Below are 17,086 nucleotides of genomic sequence, written 5' to 3' on the forward strand. Positions count from 1 at the left end.
TCATCTGATCAACAATAAGACCGACGACTGCTTCCTAAGCATTAGGCTTAGTTTCACAATCACATAAAAGAGAACTGTAACCACATGAACGAGGCAATCGCCAAACGGCACTGAGGTTGAATTCCCAAGATGGAAGACCACCTAAAGGAGATTTGCTGAAATGAGTTTGATCAACGAATCCCGCTCCACCGAAGAAGCTATCAAAGAGCTTAAAGCTCGTTTGAATTCTTCGAAGTCCAATAACGGCTTGCAAAAAAACTTGAGTTCGAAACAAAGCTGAAAAATCTGATGGGCGAGTACAGCAAGAGCCTGCGTGATGTGATCGCACTCCTCGACCCTAAACGCGCTGGTCGGCCAGTCAGCGCTCAAACGAAAAAAGCACTGAACGTGCCGCTCGCAAAGTCAAACAATACAACAACCCGCACAACGGCGAAGTCATCGAAACAAAAGGTGGAAACCACAAAACTTTGAAAGAGTAGAAAGCCAAGTGGGGCGGTTACGTAGTCGAAGGTTGGGCTACTGTTCAATAAGTTTTACCATAACACCAAAAGCTAGGGAGGTATCCCAGGTTTTTTTATGAATGGCCCGTCTAATCCACGACAACTGACGCGTCCACACGAGCATGCAGAACCTCCTCACGTATTCACATGCCCGGCCGATAACTACTATACCCTTCTGGGTACTGGATAACGGAATTAGGGATGAACCGGATGATGTTTCGCAACGCTCTCGCATTTACGCTGGCATTAGTGGCCTGTAACTCAATAGCAGCAAGCTTTGATTGTTCCAAGGCCGCAAATTTTGCGGAATCCAGCATCTGTAAGGACGGCTATCTGAGTGGCGTCGACAGCATTCTCGGTCGAGCCTATCAAAAAGCCCTCGCTGAAACAGAGCACCCGGATGGTCTGCGCCAGTCACAACGCGAATGGCTGTCCGTACGAGATCAGTGCGCCACCCAGAAGTGTCTCGATCAAACCATGGGAGCTCGTGTCACCTTTCTGGATAATTACTCCCGCGTTGAAAAAAGTAAGGCATACGCAGCAGAAGAGAAGCTGCGCAAGGATGAGTATGAAGCTCAGCGCCAGGCAGAGGAACTTGTCAGCTCCCAAAGAGATGAGCAGTACCGGATCGCTCAGGAACAACCCCGTCAACAAAGACAACAATCTCCTCAGCAGCATCAGGTGGCTCAGACACCGTCTCAAAGTGTGCAACCGGCGCCCTCCTCTCAGAGCCCAGCCTATGTGGTTTCGGCACAGCAAATGCGCCCTGCTCAACCTGTAGCTGAGAAACCAGCAGTGCTACGCATGTGGCAGGCCTTCTGGGCAGGCCCGGCATGGAAATACACGCTCTTGATAGGTTCTTTGATCACTTGCCTGGCTATCTGGAGACACCATACAGAAGCTGCCACGATCTACACCGACTACACCGATGCTGCGATCACGAATGCGCTGCCCGCGATCGGTGCCGTTTCGGCTCTGATCCTTCGCTGGCTTGAAATGCCTGGCTTGGTCTCAGGGATAGCGTTGGGTACCGGGATTATCTTGGCCATTGCATACGCCGTATTCGCGACCTTCCGGACTAACCAGGGAGTTCTGAGTATCAGCCTAGTTATTGTTGCCAAGCTCACTCTCATCACAGTGTTCTATGCGGTGATTGGAATGCTGATCGCGTCTCTCTTTTCGAACAGTGCTCGACGCAAAGGTGAATCTCAAGCGCGTGCTGCTGCGAGAAACAGTCGAGAGAAGAAGCAAACCATGGCTCTGATCACAGGCTTGTCGGTGGCTTACACCGCTTTTACTGCCTGGGTCTGCCGGCGACCTGAGTTCACCTCACTTTCCGTATGCCTGGAATTTGATACAGCACCTGCATAAGCCAGGGCGATCGCGTGCTTCAGCAGATAAGTAGCCCGGGAGAATTCCTGGGCTTTTTTGAGCCGTCGTTACTATCACTGCAGCACCTACACATTTGCTAACCATGTTTAGTAGCACCCCAGCGGTCAAAGGTGAAAACCCAAGATCGATTTGGGGCAGAATTCGACGATCAAAATGGAGCACAAATATGATGTGGATCAAAGGGGTGGTTATCGGCGCAATCTTGCTCGTAATCACTGGCGCGGGACTGGGTCTGTTTTATGTTTTGCCGCAATACGACGTGGTGGCCATCACCGGCGTTGAGGTAAAACGTGTGGACGATGACGGCGTCATCAATGCTGAAAACCCAGCGGAAGGCCCAACCCGGGATGTGTATTTCATTAACACTGAACACCCAACATCTAAAAAGGTAATGGTCTATCGCAATGAAGATACCGGGTGGAGTTTTCCGTGGTACTTCAAGTTTGACTCGGCCGACGTTCAGGCAAGGGCCCAGGGTTACTCACGAGATGCCCAGCAGCTGGCTCTCATCCGTTATTACGGCTGGCGCATTCAAATCTTGTCCGTGTTCCCAAACATCACAGACATCGAAGCCACGAATAGTCACGAAGAGCCGTTTCCTTGGTTCAACACGATTTTCCTCACCGTAGGCACGTTGCTGATTTTGTATATGTTTTTTTTCCTGCGCCGGCGTTTCAAGCGCAAGACCAGGGGCGAAGTATTGGGTTGAGCGGTTGAACAACTCGCCTTTTCAGCTTGGAAGATTCGTTAGCCGCAGAATGAAAAATGTCAGTCAGTTACCTGACTGGCATTTTTGTAGGTGAGGTTCCTTTATCCGGCCTGCGGATTCCACGACACTTGGACACTCAGCCCACGATCATTTGGACACTCGTTCTATGCTCACTTTGACACCTGATCCACATCCACTTGGACAGGCAGTCGGAGCGCAGCGACGCAGGTTTGCATTGTTAGTCTGAAGTCCCTGCCGTCGTCAATTCGTTGCACGTCTGCGCATCGATTCGCCCTTCAGTTCGATCCGGTAACCCAACTTTACCGGGCCAGGGTTTCGGAAGCCGCAGTACGAGCGGACATCGACTGGCACCTTGACCTTCCAGATTGATGCGCGAATGGACAAGGGCCTGCGCAGAAACTGGAAGGATAGCCAGGCCAAGCGCCTTGAAGACAAGCTCCCGAGATCCTCTACAACCTGGTCATTGCGGCAGCCTCTGCCAAGGTGGTTCGCGAAAAAGACGAGGCCCGTCGGCAAAAATGGGCGGAAGAAGACCGTGAACGTACCCAGACAGTACGGGAAGACGAGATCCAGCGCCGGCTTCGCCAAAGCCTGGTGACCCACACCGAACAGTGGGAGCGGGCCGAGCGGTTGCGACGTTTTATCAAGGCTGTGGAGCTGCGGCAGGAAGCGATGCCGAGCCCTGATCAAGCCAAGGCGTGGATTGCCTGGGCTCGCGAACAGGCAAATCGTTTGGATCCTCTTCAGCAGGAGCTGGGCGAGGTCACCGAGCTTACGGTTGAGCTGGAGAGTTGATTCAGCGAGTCAAGCTTTGGGCGTAAGGAAAGGATTGGTGGGGGTGAAGCACCATTCGAAAACATTTACCCCCAAGCCCTCCACCGTAGCAAAACGAAAACAAAAGCCGTCCACACACATACAAGCACTGCTTTCAAGCGGTGCTTACCCAACTAGGAGCAGCCGACCTCTCATATAAGAAAACATCGTTCACATCACACTCCGGGTACACCCATTTACTCCAGTTATCAATCAGCCACCTCGTCGAAATCCCGTGACCAGGAGCACGACTTTCGATAGGGAGCTGAATGAGCATCAACCCTGACTTATTTCCAGACGCAACGACCAAAGAGTGCCCAAATTTCTCATCCGGGAGATCAACAACCATGAAATCCACAACACTTTCATACGGCCAACTTGCTGGCAGTCTAAATATATAGCCGCGCGAAATCAGCTCACCTGCATATTCAACCAGCTTAACACATGCCATTACTTAACCCTCAGATCATGACCACCAGAAGAGTCTTTTGAGTTATCTACAGGACTAAGGTCGAACTTAACCTCTCCCATATGCGCTCCGCTCCTACCATTTAACTGCTCGAATCTACCATGCTGGGTATCAACCGAGTAAATAAAACCATCACCACCGACATAAACGTCTCGCGAATTCATCCTACTGAGACGGCTATCTTTCTTCCACCCAAGCGAATCAGCAACTTCCTTGGCCGTGGTCTTTACAGTCGCCACTCGCTCCCCAGGAGGCAAGCTAACCAACCCTTTCTCGAAATCAGAAGCCGACTGACCGCCTGGAAGGTTATAAACAAGACCAAGCGACGGATTCCCCACTACCGGGGTAGTATAACTTCCACTTGAGGGATCGACAATCTGACTTCCCCCACTATTAGGATTGGTTGTGGGGAGTCCGCCACCTGCATAACCGCCAGAGGAAGGGTTCGGGCCGATATCAAGAATAGGGAATACTAGCGCCCGGTTCTTATCGTCCAAAAGTTCAATGGGGAAACTCGTACCGTAATAGGTTTTGATAATTTCTACAGCCAACTTCATTTGGAGGTCGGCCATAATTGTAGAGCTTGAGGCATCTTTAATAATGCCGTTAACCGCCTCTCTCATTCGCGCCTGGTTTTCTGGCGTGGCGGGACCCGCGACGATTAGCGTGACGGCGATCGCTGCTGCCACTGCAGCACCACCAACAGCAACAGGCGCCAAATTTTTCTGGCCTGGATTTTCAGACTTCTGCAAGCCTAAAACTTGTAACATAAGAGTAATGGCTTTCTCAGGATCTTGCGCCGCAATATCCGCCATGCCAGAAACTAGCACCTGCTGTTTGGTACTTAACTCGTCATCTTTCGAACCTGTTAGAAAGTACCGAAAACCCTCTTGTCGACGAGACTGATCTTTACTGGTCAAGTATCTAACATTGCGCCTGGTATTCAATTCATTATTAGCGACGCGAGTAGCCATATCAAGATCGGTGACATTCTCTGCGAGAAGCTCCATTGTCATCAAAATTTCTTGGAGGTTCGCAAAAGCTGCCGCACTGTTTTCCCCATATAGGGAAACATTCTTCTTCCACTGATCATAGGTTTTGCCGGGATCAAGCACGGCACCGACTGACGTTCCTGTCGCGTACAGATCAGTTCGACTTTCTTCGTCCTGGGTAATCTCGTAGGCTTTGTTCGTATCGCGATTAAGCCCTAGCGTAGAATCTCCACCCGTATTTTTATCATCGCGGACAATAATTTCGCCAGAACCTACGGTAGCCCTGACGACCTGCTCACGGTCTTTCTCGTAATTCCAGCCATTGACGCTCCAGCCACTCTCGCCTTCCTTGCCTTTACCTGTCTGACTGGCGTCCTGAGCTGTCCCGCCACTACTACCAGCATTGTAGGTACCCCCTACATTCAAGTAGTAACCGTGCTCTTTGTCTTTACCGGCAATATCGCTAAACCCAAGCGTGCCCGTATCCAGTTTGAGGTTGCCGTTATCCGCAGCGATCAATGCACCATCAATCTGCGTGTGATTTTCGGTGCGAATATCTACGGCTTGAACACCAGTAATTGAGGTTTGCTGGCCCACCCAATTGGTTTTACCCGTAGTAGCCCCGTAGCCGACAGAGCCGCTAACACCGGCGCCCGGTCCAACTGTAACGGTCACATTGATGTCGAACTCTTTACCTTTGACCTTCCCGGTATCGGTTGCCGAGGAAACGTTGAGATTGCCCCCGACTCGGCCGACGACCTCATTACCCCGTAAGGTGGCCCCAGAAATATTGGTGTCCTTACCACTGTTGAAACTGAGCCGGTCACCCGCGTACAGATAAGCCTCCTGCTGCCGCTCAGCCTCACGCTCAAGGTTGCCCTTCCCTAAGCTGACGCTGGCATAGACCCCCACACCTTCTGAACCAAAGGTAAAGCCGACTTCGCCTCCACCACTGGCTCTATTATTTTCATTGGAGCTTTCATTCTGAGCTGAACGTATATTCAGCTCATTGCCCGCCGTCAGCGATATATCTCGGCTGGCTCCGACTTGCGCCCCTATCAGACCCAAATCGTTAGTAGCTTGCAGACTGACGTCTCGGCCAGCGTTTAATTGAGTTGGACTGGAGCTCCCTTGTATCCCATCTGCGCTCGACACGCCGTGGCTACCACCCACACCGACCTTGAAGCCGCCACTGGTACCACCATGAATTCCGCCCCAGCTTTGCTCCTCGCGGGTCTCTTCGCTGTAACTACCTTTGGCAACATCTAGCGTGACATCCCGCCCCTTGATATTGATGTCACGACCAGCATCCAGCAGTCCGCCACGAACCAGCACGTCGTTGTTGGCCGATACACTCAGATCATTGCCGGCGCTCAAGGTCGAAGAGCGGCTGGTCTGCTCGATAATCTGCTGCGTACTGCTATTTTTGCTGTTCCCGAACTTGGCATCCACAGTCGGACCCGCGAGAAATTGACTCACCGAGTCAATCGCTTTTAGGATACTAGAGGCCTTACTAACATTGTCCTCCCCATCACCCGCGCCGTTGACAGCCTTCTTGGTGTTTCCAAAGTTATGATTCATCGTAGCGGTAAGGCCGTTGCGCTCAGCCTCACGTTGCTGCTCAAGCAACATCGTTTCTTTTGCCGCGTCGATATTGACGTTACGACCAGCCCTGAGATCAATATCGTTCGACGCTTTGAGGTCAGAGCCAACCTGGTTGATATCGCGCCCAGAAACAATCTCCAGGTCTTCACCAGCGACGATTTTGCTGGCAGCCGCCGTTTGTTGCTCAATGCGATCTTTCTGCTTGGTTCGATCGGCGCCGATAAACAGGCTTACACCATTGTCATCACCCGAAACACCGATGCCGACCTGCTTGGTCTTGCTCGACTCCTGCTCACTGCTGCTATTCTGCGCAGCGACAACGTTGACGTCACGGCCTGCATCCAAACTGACATAGCGCCCGGCCGAAATACCGCTACCGACTACATTGATATCTCGTTCGGCCTGCAGACTCGCGTCACGCTCGGCATTCACCTGGCTGCCAACGCTGGTGCTCGATTGTGCTGTCCGCCCTGCTTCCTTGGCAGACGCAAAGGACAGAAATCCACCAGACACCGAAGGCCCGACTTTTTTCTTATATTGCTCACTTTGGCTATACGCAGTGTCATTGGCCGACACTAGGTTGATATCGCCGTCCTTGTTGATCAGCCCGGCACGCAGCTCCACATCATTTTTCGCGGTCGCCTCACTGGCCCGCAGACGCACGTCGTTACCGGCGGCAATCACCAGGTCATTGCCGGCCGCCAGTTCACTGCTGACTTGCGTAGCACTAGTTTTCAGCTGGCTCGCACCGCTCTTAGACAAGCCAAGGAATCCGGACTTGGTCTTTTTGCTGTAGGAGCCGTGCTCCTCAACACCCGACAGAACGGCAATATCCCCGGTGGCGCCGACCATCAGGTCGCCTTGGGCTTTGAGCTTGCTGCCGATGACAGTAACGTCACGGCCACCGCCCAGGTTCATGCTGCCGTCAGCAGCCTTGCTGGTGTTGATTGTGAGGTGGTTGCCCGCTTCCACCACCGAGGCGATGTTGGTGCTGTCGTAACTTTCACGCTGTTCGCTTTTGCTGCGGCCGAACGAGCCTTTGCTCTTCTTGGAATAGAACGAAGCGGTTTCGTCGGTGGCCGAGAGCAGGTTGATATCGCGGTTGGCATCCAGCGCGACGTCCTTGGCACTTTTCATCTGGCTGGCGACAAGGGTCAGGTCCTGGCCTGCCTTGATGGACAAATCCCCACCCGTCTGGAGGGTTGAGGACTGCTGGCGAATCTGGTCATTACTGCTTTTGACTTTCTTGCTCTGCGATGCACGATGACTTTCATTGGCGGCAGACGCGACGACCACATCACGTCCGGCAGTCAGGTCCAGGGCGTTCTGCGCACTGATGTGGCTAGCCACAACCTTGATGTCTTGCGCGGCAGTTGCCGTCAATGCTCCACCGACGGCCACGGTGCTACCGTGCTGAGTGGTCTGGCTCTGGCTCCAACTGGTTTTTCTCGTCCGTCCGCTGCTGCTGTCGACCTGCTCGGTGGCGACCAAGTTGAGGTCACGACCGGCCATCAGCTTGGCGTCACCACCGACCTGCAAGACACTGCCGCTGTTCTGGATATCTCGACCAGCCGCCACACTCAGGGTATTCGCGGCTTCGATCCGCGCGGCATTGTCGACGTAGTCATGGTGCTGAACACTGCCGCCATACTGGGTGTCCTGACTGACCCGCGAACGCTCATTGACCACATCGCCCTGAGTCGCAGTAACACTGACATTCTTACCTTTGAAAATCCCGCCCTGGGCATTGCGGATGCTGTCAGTGGCCAGCATCGACAAGCGTTCGTTGGCTTCCATCAAGCCCTGGTTACTGATATTTTCCCCGCTGACCTGCAGGGTGTTGGTTGCCCGCAGCATGCCCTGGTTCTTGAGGTCACCGCCTGAGATCAGCGCAACATCCGTGCCCTGAATCAAGGCCCCGCTCGACGCCAGGCGGTTATTCGCCTGCGCCATGTACAGCACCGGCACCAAGACCTTATGACCGCTGACAACCTGCTCTTCCATCCACACAATATCGTGGGTCAGCGCAGCGACCTGAGCAGAGGTCAGTGAGATGCCGGGAGCCAGGTTGAGTTGGCTCTTGCTCGCGATGGCGTTGTCCATCAGGTAGCGGAACATCGCGTCGTCGCTGTCCAGGCCCGCAATGAAGCGTGCACCGGTACGGGCAATGACAGCCTCACGAATCAAACGTTGCTCATACAGTCCATCACCCAAGCGCCGTTGCGCCTGATCCGGGTCAAACCCCAGGCGGCTCAGCAAGTAATCGGAGCTGACAAAGTTCGACAGGTTGGCAAACGCCGGGTTGGTTTCCACCAGGTACTTGTGTTGCGGGTTGGTGCTTAGGTGGAAAAGGCCGTTCTGACCCGTGGGTAGGCTAAAACCTGGCAGCGCCAAGGGGTCAACGGCTTTCTGGGTGAGGTCAGGCGCCGACTGGGCATTGAACTGCGGTAACGCCTGGGTGTTGCTGGTCACTGCCGTGGAGTCGACACGATCAGCGCCGCCCGCATAGACAGTTCCTGGGCGAATAAAGCCGTTCTCTATTTGCTGACTACCAGTGATGTCCACCGTCCCGGCGCTCTGGATAATGGCGGTGGCACTCTCAATCGGCGCACCGCTGGTCTGGATCACGCTGTAACCGGTGCGCTCGCCCAATGCGATTGCGCCAAAGGGCATCGCCGCAGGGTTGTAACTGGCGGAGTCCGGGTTGTTATAGGCGTTGTAAGCGCCCATGTTATTGATGAAGGTGTAGTAGGCGCTCTCGCTCTTGGTGTAGATGGTGTAAGAAGAGTTGTGCTGTTCACCTCCACCGGCGCCGGTGTTTTTCAGCACCTGGGTGTCGAGCAACATCGGCCCACCGGAGGCGATGGTGCTGAATTCGTTGTCGACCCGGTCGCCCTTGAAGTTCAGCTTGCCGCCAGCCATAAGGGCGCCGCGAGCAGAATCCTGGGTGATCTTAGCGCCGTAATTTTCGGTGACTCCGTAATAGGCTTCGCAGTGTTTGCCCTTGCAGTTGTCGGTGCCGTAGAGGGTGATGTAGCCGCTGGTCAAGGATGGCGCAAAGGCAAAGACGTCCTTGCGGTTGATCAAGCGCGTGGCGAGCAGGTTCATGTCACCTGCACTCTCAATGGTGCCGGAGATGTTTTCGATCAGGTTGGCAGACGCGCCGTTGGCTGCCGTGATATCCAATTTACCTAGGCTGTAAACGTCACCTTTGTTGTTGGTAAAGGAGCCAGCGCGCACGACAATGTCGGCGCCGCTGAAGATCAGGCCACCTTCGTTGAGCACGGTTGGCGACTCAATGGTGAGTGCCCTGGCAGCACCCAGCGTGCCTTGGTTGGTCAGGCTGGCGACCTTGAGCAGCAAGTCACCCGTAGCTGTAAGAACACCGGTATTGAGCAGATGGCTGCCCACGCTGAAGTCCACGCCCCCGCCACTGCGCACTTGCGCGCCCTGACCAAGCTCGGCGCTCAGCGCATTGAACGACAGTTTGCCCAGGCTTTTGAGGGCACCAGCGCCTTTATAGCTGCCGGTCAGGTCCAGAGTCAGGCTACCTTCGGTTTCCAGGCTACCGTCGTTTTGCCAGTTGTCGCCACTGGCCACCAGGTTTTCGACCGAGATCAGCTTGCCGCTGGCGGACTGGCTGAAGGTGCCGACCTTGATGCCAATTTTCTGCGCCTGAATCAGGCTGGTGTTGGTCCAGTCGGCCAGATCGAGGTTAAGGGCGCCGTTGGTGATGAAACTGCCGCCTGCGCTGCCTGCGTCGGTCAGGGCCAAGTCGAAGGTCTGCCCGAGGTGGCGCACTGTACCGGCCTGGTTACTCAAGCCAGTGCTGCTCAAGGCAAACTGTTCGTTGCCGATTTCGATCAGGCCGTTATCGTTACTGAACAGACCGCCTACCTGGAACTGGCTTTTGCCCAGGGTCCCCAAGGCTCGCAGTTTACCGCTGCTGTTGCTGACGCTCCCGGCAAGAACTCCCAAGGTTTGACCGGTTTCAATCAAGCCTTGATCGTTGTTGAGAGTGTTCGCCAGTCTAAGATTGATGTTGTTGGCGCTCAGAATGCCCTTAGCATTTTTGAGGCTTGATGCGTCGACACTCAGCTGCTGCAGCGCTGTCAGCTCACCGTTATCGTTGCGCAACTCGCCACCGTTGAGTTGCAGCTGGCCAGCAGAAGCAACGATACGGCCACGGTCGTTAGTGAGTTTTGCAGTGCTGGTAAGTTCGACGCTTTCGGCGCGGGTATCGCCCTGGCTGTTGTCGAACGTTGCCGTGGTCGCGGTGAACTTGCCGCCGACGGCATTTAGGTTGCCCTGATTGTTGCGTAGGGTGTCGGCGCTCAGGGTCATGGCGCCCGCGCCAGTGAGAATCTTGCCTTCGCGGTTGTCCAGCAAATCGCTGCCAGTGGCGTTGAGCGCACCGGTGGTGGCTTGCAGCGTGCCCTTGCGGTTATCCATTTGCTTGACGGTGACGGTCAGGCCGCCGGTCTTGCTGAGGATCAAGCCCTGATTGCTGTTGTCCAGGGTGTCACTGACCTTGAGTGTTGCGGCGCCTTGGCTGGCGATGACTGCCCCACGGTTATCAAGTTGTTGCAGGTCGGTACCCAAGCTGCCCTGGGCTACGATATTACCGCTGTTGCTCAGTTTTCCGCCGTTGATCTTCAGGTGGCTGGCCTGGTTGGCGCTGCCATCATCCCTGAGCCCGGCATTGAGGTTGCCGGTGTTGGTGATCTGCTGACCCTCGACCTCTAGGTTGCCCGCCGCGGTCAGGCTCTTTTGAATATCCAGGGTGTTGGCGGCTGCGACCTTGACGTCTTTGCCCGCGTAGGTGGTGTCGGTCAGTGCGATATTTTGCGCCTTGAGGTTCACATCACCCGTGGTAGAAACAGCGGCTAGAGTCAGTTGACCATTGGCATCGAGTTGAATATCACCGCCGCTGGCTATCATCTCGCCATCGAGTTTTACCCCGACACCGGCTTCGGTTCCCACCAGCTTGATGGTCCCGACGTACATGCCGCCCAAGGCAGAGGAGTCGATGGCCAGCTGTGGTGCATCGGCCGGGTTGGCAGCGCGAGCGGTGGCCTTGAGGGTTGTTGCATCAACGTCGTTGGCACCGGCAACGATGGTCAGGTTTTTCGCCTGAATCTCGGCATTGATCTTTGCTGAACGGGTGATGATTTCGAAGCGGTCGATATTAGTGGCGTTAAGGCCCGCACCCTCGATGGCGACGCTGCCACCGTCCACTTGGTAGCGGGTCAGTTGGCCGTTTTCGATCACCGGTTTACCGGTGGTTAGGGTCGCTTGCGGCGTGTTGATAAAGCCGCAGCCGTTACAACTGATGCCGTATGGGTTGGCAACGATGACATGGGCCGATTGTCCGGCCACTTCGGTGTAGCCCCGCAGTTGGCTGGGGCTGCCGCCGTTGACCTCGTTGAGAATGATCTTCGCGGCCTGGCCGTTGAGGCCGCTGTTGCCGACGATATAGCCGCCCAACTGGGTGCTTTGCAGGTTCTGCGTCGAGTTGTTGAGGATGACGCCCTGGCTGCCGACGTTGTAATCATGGAACTGGTTGTGGGAGAGACCACTGCCGTTGGGCGCGGCGATATTGATCACCGGCACGCCATTGCCAGCCTGGCCAACCGTAGTGCCCGGACCATTGACTACGATGCCGTCGGCCTGCACTAGGGAAGTCTGCCAAAACATAGCGTTGGCCAGGATGATGGCCAGGCCGCGTTTGGGCATGCCGAGGAAACGCGCACGAGTTTTCAAGGCAGCAGAAGGCTGGCGGGCCAGAAAGGCCAGGTGGCGAACGTCCATGTCAATCTCTCAAGGCAGGTGCAGCAAAAAATTAAAAGAACACATCCATGCGGAAGTAGATCGGCGCTTCGCGCTCTGTGATGACTGCCGGTCGCTCCAGCGAATGGGCAAAGGTCACGGTCGCGGCCACATGCTGGCCGCGCGCAAAGAGTTCCAGCGAGTTGCTGGACATGCGCCCGTGGGTCTCGCTGTTGTAGCGGCCATGGCTGATCACGCCCTGGTCGTAACCGAGGCTGGTGCCATATTCGGCAAACACCGGGCGCAGCCAGTCGAAGGTCACCGGACGGCTCCAGCGCAGATCGTTGCGCCAGTAACCGCCGCTGTCACCGGACAGGGTCTGGTCCTTGTAACCGCGAATCGAAGACTGCCCGCCCAGGCTAGTGCGCTGAGAGCTGTAGAGCACGTCTTCGCTGCGTTGGCCGGTCATCAGGCTGCTGAAGCTGAACGACTCGCCCCAAAGGGTGAACGGCTGCAAGTAGCTGAGGGTGGCGGTGTATTTGCGGTAGCGGGAATTCGGGTCGCTGGGGCTGGGCTTGTCGCCCGTAATGGTGCGATTGCTCTGTGCATCGAGGGCGCCGATGCCGTTCTGCATGCCAAGGTCCACGTTGACGAAGGCGCTGCCAATTCGTCGACCGTGGTTGATGCCAAACTGAGCTTCGCTGATGCGATTGCTACTACCGGAAAGTTTGGCGTCTTCAATGTAATTATTGGTGCGCACGTGCGCCAGCCCGGCGCTGATCGACGTCTTGCTCAGGGCATCACGGTGAATGACACGCTCAAGACGCAGTTGGTGGTTCTGACTGTCGCCGCTGTATTTGTAATTGAAGCCCAAGGCCTCGACCTGCGTACGGTACTCAGTCTGGCTATAGGTGTAGCTGAGGTTCCACCAACCGAATGGCAGGTTGTAATAGAGCATGGCGTTGCGCGAGGTTTTCTGGTGATCGCTGACCGCGTCATGGCCACCACGCAGAGCAAGCTGGTCACCCAACCCTAGTGGGCTGTCCCAATCAAAGGAGCTGCCCCACTGCTGTTCGCCGGTACTCTTTTGGCCGTCGTTATGCCGTGACAGGCCAACGCGCCAGGGTTTCTGTGGGGTGTTCTTCACCAGTACCTGGCTGCTGCCAACGGCTTGGCCGGGGGCCAGTTCCATCTGCGCGCGGTTTGAAGGCAGGCGGTTGAGCTGGTCAACCATCTGCTCGATCTCCCGCAGGTTGAGCAAATCACCCGGTTTGCCGGGGAAGCTCATCGTCAGTTCACGGTCTGACAGTCCGCTGCCTTCGGCGCCTTTCAGGCTTTCCAACCGGCCCTCGACCACCAGCACCTTAAGATTGCCGTTGGATAGATCCTGCTGCGGCAGATAGGCCCGACTGGTGACCAGGCCTTTTTCCAGGTAGTAATCGGTAATGGCCTTGAGCAAGGCATTGAGCTGACTGACGCCGAGGCACTGCTCGGTATAGGGTTTAAGCAGCTTGGCGCGCTCGCCATCGGACAAGGCATTGGCACCCTGCAGCTCGATGGTCTTGATTGGAAAACAGCGACTGTCCGCTGGTGCCACTGGCGCTGCCGGAGCGGCGACTTTACCGGGCAACTCTTTGAGTTCGTCGAGGCGACGGCGCTGCTCTTCAAGCAGGCGGTCTTGTCGGTCACGGATAAGGTCCGTGTCACCTGGGGTGGGGGCAGCGAAAGCGGCATTCAGCGGAGAAAGGCATAGCAACGCAATACACAACCTCGCCCGGAAGACGAGTAATGACATTTTCGATCCCTCGAAATTCAGCAGTATCCATAAAGTGGCGGGAGAGTAGAGAGAGGGAATAAGGGGGTCAAGTCACCACTCGTCGGAAACTGTATCAAGGGTGATACGCAATTCGTAATTCCTGTCTGAGTCGACAGGTATTTATTTTCTGCGTATTTTCCCACGAAAACCAGCAAGACCAGGCAAGGCGATACATTCTCAACTCTCCGCGATTCAAAAGAGCTAGCCGTTTCAACAGCACTTCAAATAACTGACCCAGCACCCAGATAAATACCCCGGGAAGCCACAGATCTTGAGATCATTGATTGAGGTATCCAAGCAGCCCAGTTTTGCATAGGTCAGATGGGAGCATCTGCCAGGGTTGGAAGTAGCCAGTCGTGAAGGACGGTTTCAACCCATAGCGGCCCTTCGCGGAAGACAGCTAACGATCTGAAGCCGAAGTTCACGAAGGGCAGCAATCTGTTGCCGCTGACCGAAAACTGACCCACTAGAGGCTGGGTCAGTTTTCAATCAGCCCCAACACAATAGCTTCAATCACTCTCTCCGCTCCGCTTATCAGTTCTGCGGGTTTCACGGCCTGCCTCCAAGATGATGTCATTGACTGATAATCGTCAGATACGAAGCTTTCAGACCAATGAATAGAAGGATACGCAGGTATGGACAGTGTTTTCAGGGTCGAGCCAGGTGCAGAGTGAACGAGCCCCATGTTGCCGTCAACGGCAGCAGTGCTTGTACTTTTTCTCTGAGCCGCAGGGACATTTATCGTTCCGGCCTACCGGCGAGCCAACGTAGACCCGTTGGGGCGGTTCGTCTGCGATGAGGGGCGGGGCAGTTATTTGAAACGTAAGGTGAGGGTGTGCGCTAGCCATAGCTTTCTGTATCTTCTCCCAGATATATGCGGCAAGCCTTCGGCACGCAGGAAGCAGATCCTTATGGTGTGACGTAGCAGTGATTTCATCCTGGCAGTTAGTAATGTGCGTCAGCGCTGATTGCAATGCGTCTAGATTGTCCAGTTGCTTTACCAAGCTGTGAGCCAGTGCATACCTGGCTTTTATTCGAGTTTTTTCGCTGTTGATGCATTGTTCATAAAGAGCTTGAGCATCAATTTCGCGTCGGCCCGGAATGAGCTTCTGACTGATAAGTCTGCCGAGCTCAAGCATCGCTTCTGGATACTTTTGTTCCGCTGCTTCGATTAGCCAGGCGATAGCTTTCAGGCGGTCATCGGCGAAAGCGTGGCCTTGCTGATGCAGCGTGTACAAGTGAAATTGTGCCTGCGGAAATCCAGCCTCGGCAGACTGTAAAGAGCATTCGAATGAAGCGTTGAGGTCTCTCGGGCCGCCGATTCCACGTTCATGCATTTCCCCCAATTGAGCAAGTGCTCCTGGATGAGACTGGGCGGCAGCCTGTTGATACAGCTCTCTTGCGTACTCGAAATCTTGCTCGTATCGAGCCGATCCCCAAAAGTGGCAATCGCCGATAAAAGCTAACGCACTAGCACAGCCTTTATCACTAGCCCGCCAAACCCAGTGTTCACCTTTTTGGCGTTGTTCTTGAAATTCATCGCCTTGGAGGCGCGCATGGTAGACGCCGTATTCATACATCGCTTCGACATGTGAACCGTCTGCGGCGAGTTTGAACCAAATATTGGCTTGATCAATAGACTTTCGGGATTCAAGGCCGTAACCGTCATCAGCTCTGAACATTACCTCCGAGGTTTTTAGGACATTAGCTTTTTCTTTGAAATGGACTCCGAGCGTGTAGCGCGCCTCAGCGTCTTCCTCAAAAATAGCGATGTAGCTCAATTCTCGAAGGTTGTGCTGTGTGAATGGTGTGACCGTGTATTCAGGGCACTCTCCGAGCACAGGGTTCAGGGAATGCAGATACTCAAGCAATCCGAGGGCGGCGGGCAGCGCCTGGCTAAGCATTTCAGTTGAGTCGTGGGACGTATAGCTAAACGCCTTCGGGTGAGCCGCAACATTCCCATTTTTTTGTAGGATACGTAACGGGTTCAGCACCCTGTGGTCTACCAAACGCCTATCTCGTAGGTACGCGATCTTGCGATCAAGATTCAGATCCCGATCCATAGTCGGAACTAGCGTTTCGCAGAACGCTTCGGCGAAGCTTCTCAAGAAAGTAACTGCATAACCCGGCGTCGAAGCACCTAGGTTCTTTGCCTGTTCGTACAGGTTAGCCAACTGAGGGCTGACGCTGTGCGCAAACTCAATATCGTTCATCGTACGGCCTTAAATACAGGCGGGATTTACCGACAGTGTCGCGTATCCAGAGAGGTACATGAAAGCGACGTTGAAAATACCCCGTGTCGCGTCAATGATCACACAGTGTGAAGTGGTCTGCTCAACTGACCAGCCGTTCCGTTTAAAGCCAATCCCCGATTCTAGATGACGGTACACTTTTAGCCGTTTTTTGCCGGTCAAGGCCACCCAGTGCGCCGGTCAAATCCGATGCAAATGGGTGGTCAAGTCCATGCAATTGGCTACACAGCCAGCAACGCTTTGAGAGGCATGATTTCCTTTTGGCGAGTTGCACCAGGTGAAGGCTGGCGTTTACTCGGCAGGACGGACCTGAGCGTTACAAGTGAGGATGTTTCCCTTCGCTTGAAATCTGCAGTCACCCTTTCCAACCGTGACAGTAATTTCCTTACCACCAACGCCAACCGCAAAGGGTGTGATCTGCACATCATCCACTGGGTTTAGCATTCCAGGAAGACCGACTAGATAGCCTGCAGTTGCAAGAACAACGCCGATAGCCGATTTTTTCCAATCTTCTATCGGGAGTGCAATAACCAGTAGCCCTCCGCAGGTGCACGCCAGTACCGCGGCGAACGTCCAGTTCCACTGTACTCCGATAAAAAACGCCAACACTGACACGATGATGAAAACAATAAACGCAGCAAACCATACGAATAGCTGTTTAGCATCCGGCAGTTTTTTTTGATCAGAAGGATCCGGTGACGTCGTCATTTTTAATTCCTTGATTTGTGGTCATTCTCAGGTCCGTGAG

Annotated in this window: 8 protein-coding genes and 1 pseudogene; 4 read left to right on the forward strand and 5 right to left on the reverse strand. The window is 54.6% G+C overall.

Annotated features, from left to right (window positions below):
• The first annotated feature begins 160 nt into the window (after nucleotides 1–160).
• From G9Q84_RS01560 to G9Q84_RS01575, 4 genes and pseudogenes are all read left to right on the forward strand, one after another.
• Nucleotides 161–479: pseudogene (locus tag G9Q84_RS01560) on the forward strand (histone-like nucleoid-structuring protein, MvaT/MvaU family).
• A 231-nt stretch (nucleotides 480–710) separates the two neighbouring features.
• On the forward strand, nucleotides 711–1,871 hold the full coding sequence (locus G9Q84_RS01565) for a lysozyme inhibitor LprI family protein (protein WP_181642786.1): 1,161 nt from the start codon (nucleotides 711–713) through the stop codon (nucleotides 1,869–1,871).
• 187 nt (nucleotides 1,872–2,058) lie between these two features.
• A complete protein-coding gene (locus G9Q84_RS01570; RefSeq protein WP_181642787.1) occupies nucleotides 2,059–2,601 on the forward strand; it encodes a DUF1523 family protein in 543 nt (180 codons plus the stop codon).
• A gap of 504 nt (nucleotides 2,602–3,105) precedes the next feature.
• Nucleotides 3,106–3,417, forward strand: coding sequence for a hypothetical protein (locus G9Q84_RS01575; RefSeq protein WP_181642788.1), 312 nt, complete (start codon nucleotides 3,106–3,108; stop codon nucleotides 3,415–3,417).
• A gap of 133 nt (nucleotides 3,418–3,550) precedes the next feature.
• Here the strand turns inward: G9Q84_RS01575 and imm45 are convergent, their stop codons facing one another.
• The 5 genes from imm45 to G9Q84_RS01600 form a co-directional block, all read right to left on the reverse strand.
• Nucleotides 3,551–3,886, reverse strand: coding sequence for an Imm45 family immunity protein (imm45, locus tag G9Q84_RS29685; RefSeq protein ID WP_081744377.1), 336 nt, complete (start codon nucleotides 3,884–3,886; stop codon nucleotides 3,551–3,553).
• On the reverse strand, nucleotides 3,886–12,312 hold the full coding sequence (locus tag G9Q84_RS01585) for a hemagglutinin repeat-containing protein (RefSeq protein WP_181642789.1): 8,427 nt from the start codon (nucleotides 12,310–12,312) through the stop codon (nucleotides 3,886–3,888). The genes imm45 and G9Q84_RS01585 overlap by 1 nt, the downstream gene beginning before the upstream one ends.
• Before the next feature lie 31 nt (nucleotides 12,313–12,343).
• Nucleotides 12,344–14,065, reverse strand: coding sequence for a ShlB/FhaC/HecB family hemolysin secretion/activation protein (locus tag G9Q84_RS01590; protein ID WP_181642790.1), 1,722 nt, complete (start codon nucleotides 14,063–14,065; stop codon nucleotides 12,344–12,346).
• Nucleotides 14,066–14,778: 713 nt separating this feature from the next.
• Nucleotides 14,779–16,299 (reverse strand): tetratricopeptide repeat protein, encoded by a 1,521-nt coding sequence (locus G9Q84_RS01595; protein WP_181642791.1) that lies wholly within the window; start codon nucleotides 16,297–16,299, stop codon nucleotides 14,779–14,781.
• Nucleotides 16,300–16,629: 330 nt separating this feature from the next.
• Nucleotides 16,630–17,046 carry a hypothetical protein gene (locus G9Q84_RS01600; protein WP_181642792.1) on the reverse strand — a complete coding sequence of 139 codons (417 nt, stop codon included), beginning with the start codon at nucleotides 17,044–17,046 and terminating at the stop codon, nucleotides 16,630–16,632.
• Nucleotides 17,047–17,086: the final 40 nt, after the last annotated feature.

The sequence above is a fragment of the Pseudomonas sivasensis genome (genome assembly GCF_013778505.1).
Taxonomy (GTDB): domain Bacteria; phylum Pseudomonadota; class Gammaproteobacteria; order Pseudomonadales; family Pseudomonadaceae; genus Aquipseudomonas; species Aquipseudomonas sivasensis.

Excerpts from the sequence above, each read along its gene's own strand:
- G9Q84_RS01565 (WP_181642786.1), top strand. The coding sequence starts at position 711 with ATGATGTTTCGCAACGCTCTCGCATTTACGCTGGCATTAGTGGCCTGT.
- G9Q84_RS01570 (WP_181642787.1), top strand. The coding sequence starts at position 2,059 with ATGATGTGGATCAAAGGGGTGGTTATCGGCGCAATCTTGCTCGTAATC.
- imm45 (WP_081744377.1), bottom strand. The coding sequence starts at position 3,886 with ATGGCATGTGTTAAGCTGGTTGAATATGCAGGTGAGCTGATTTCGCGC.
- G9Q84_RS01585 (WP_181642789.1), bottom strand. The coding sequence starts at position 12,312 with ATGGACGTTCGCCACCTGGCCTTTCTGGCCCGCCAGCCTTCTGCTGCC.
- G9Q84_RS01590 (WP_181642790.1), bottom strand. The coding sequence starts at position 14,065 with ATGTCATTACTCGTCTTCCGGGCGAGGTTGTGTATTGCGTTGCTATGC.
- G9Q84_RS01595 (WP_181642791.1), bottom strand. The coding sequence starts at position 16,299 with ATGAACGATATTGAGTTTGCGCACAGCGTCAGCCCTCAGTTGGCTAAC.
- G9Q84_RS01600 (WP_181642792.1), bottom strand. The coding sequence starts at position 17,046 with ATGACGACGTCACCGGATCCTTCTGATCAAAAAAAACTGCCGGATGCT.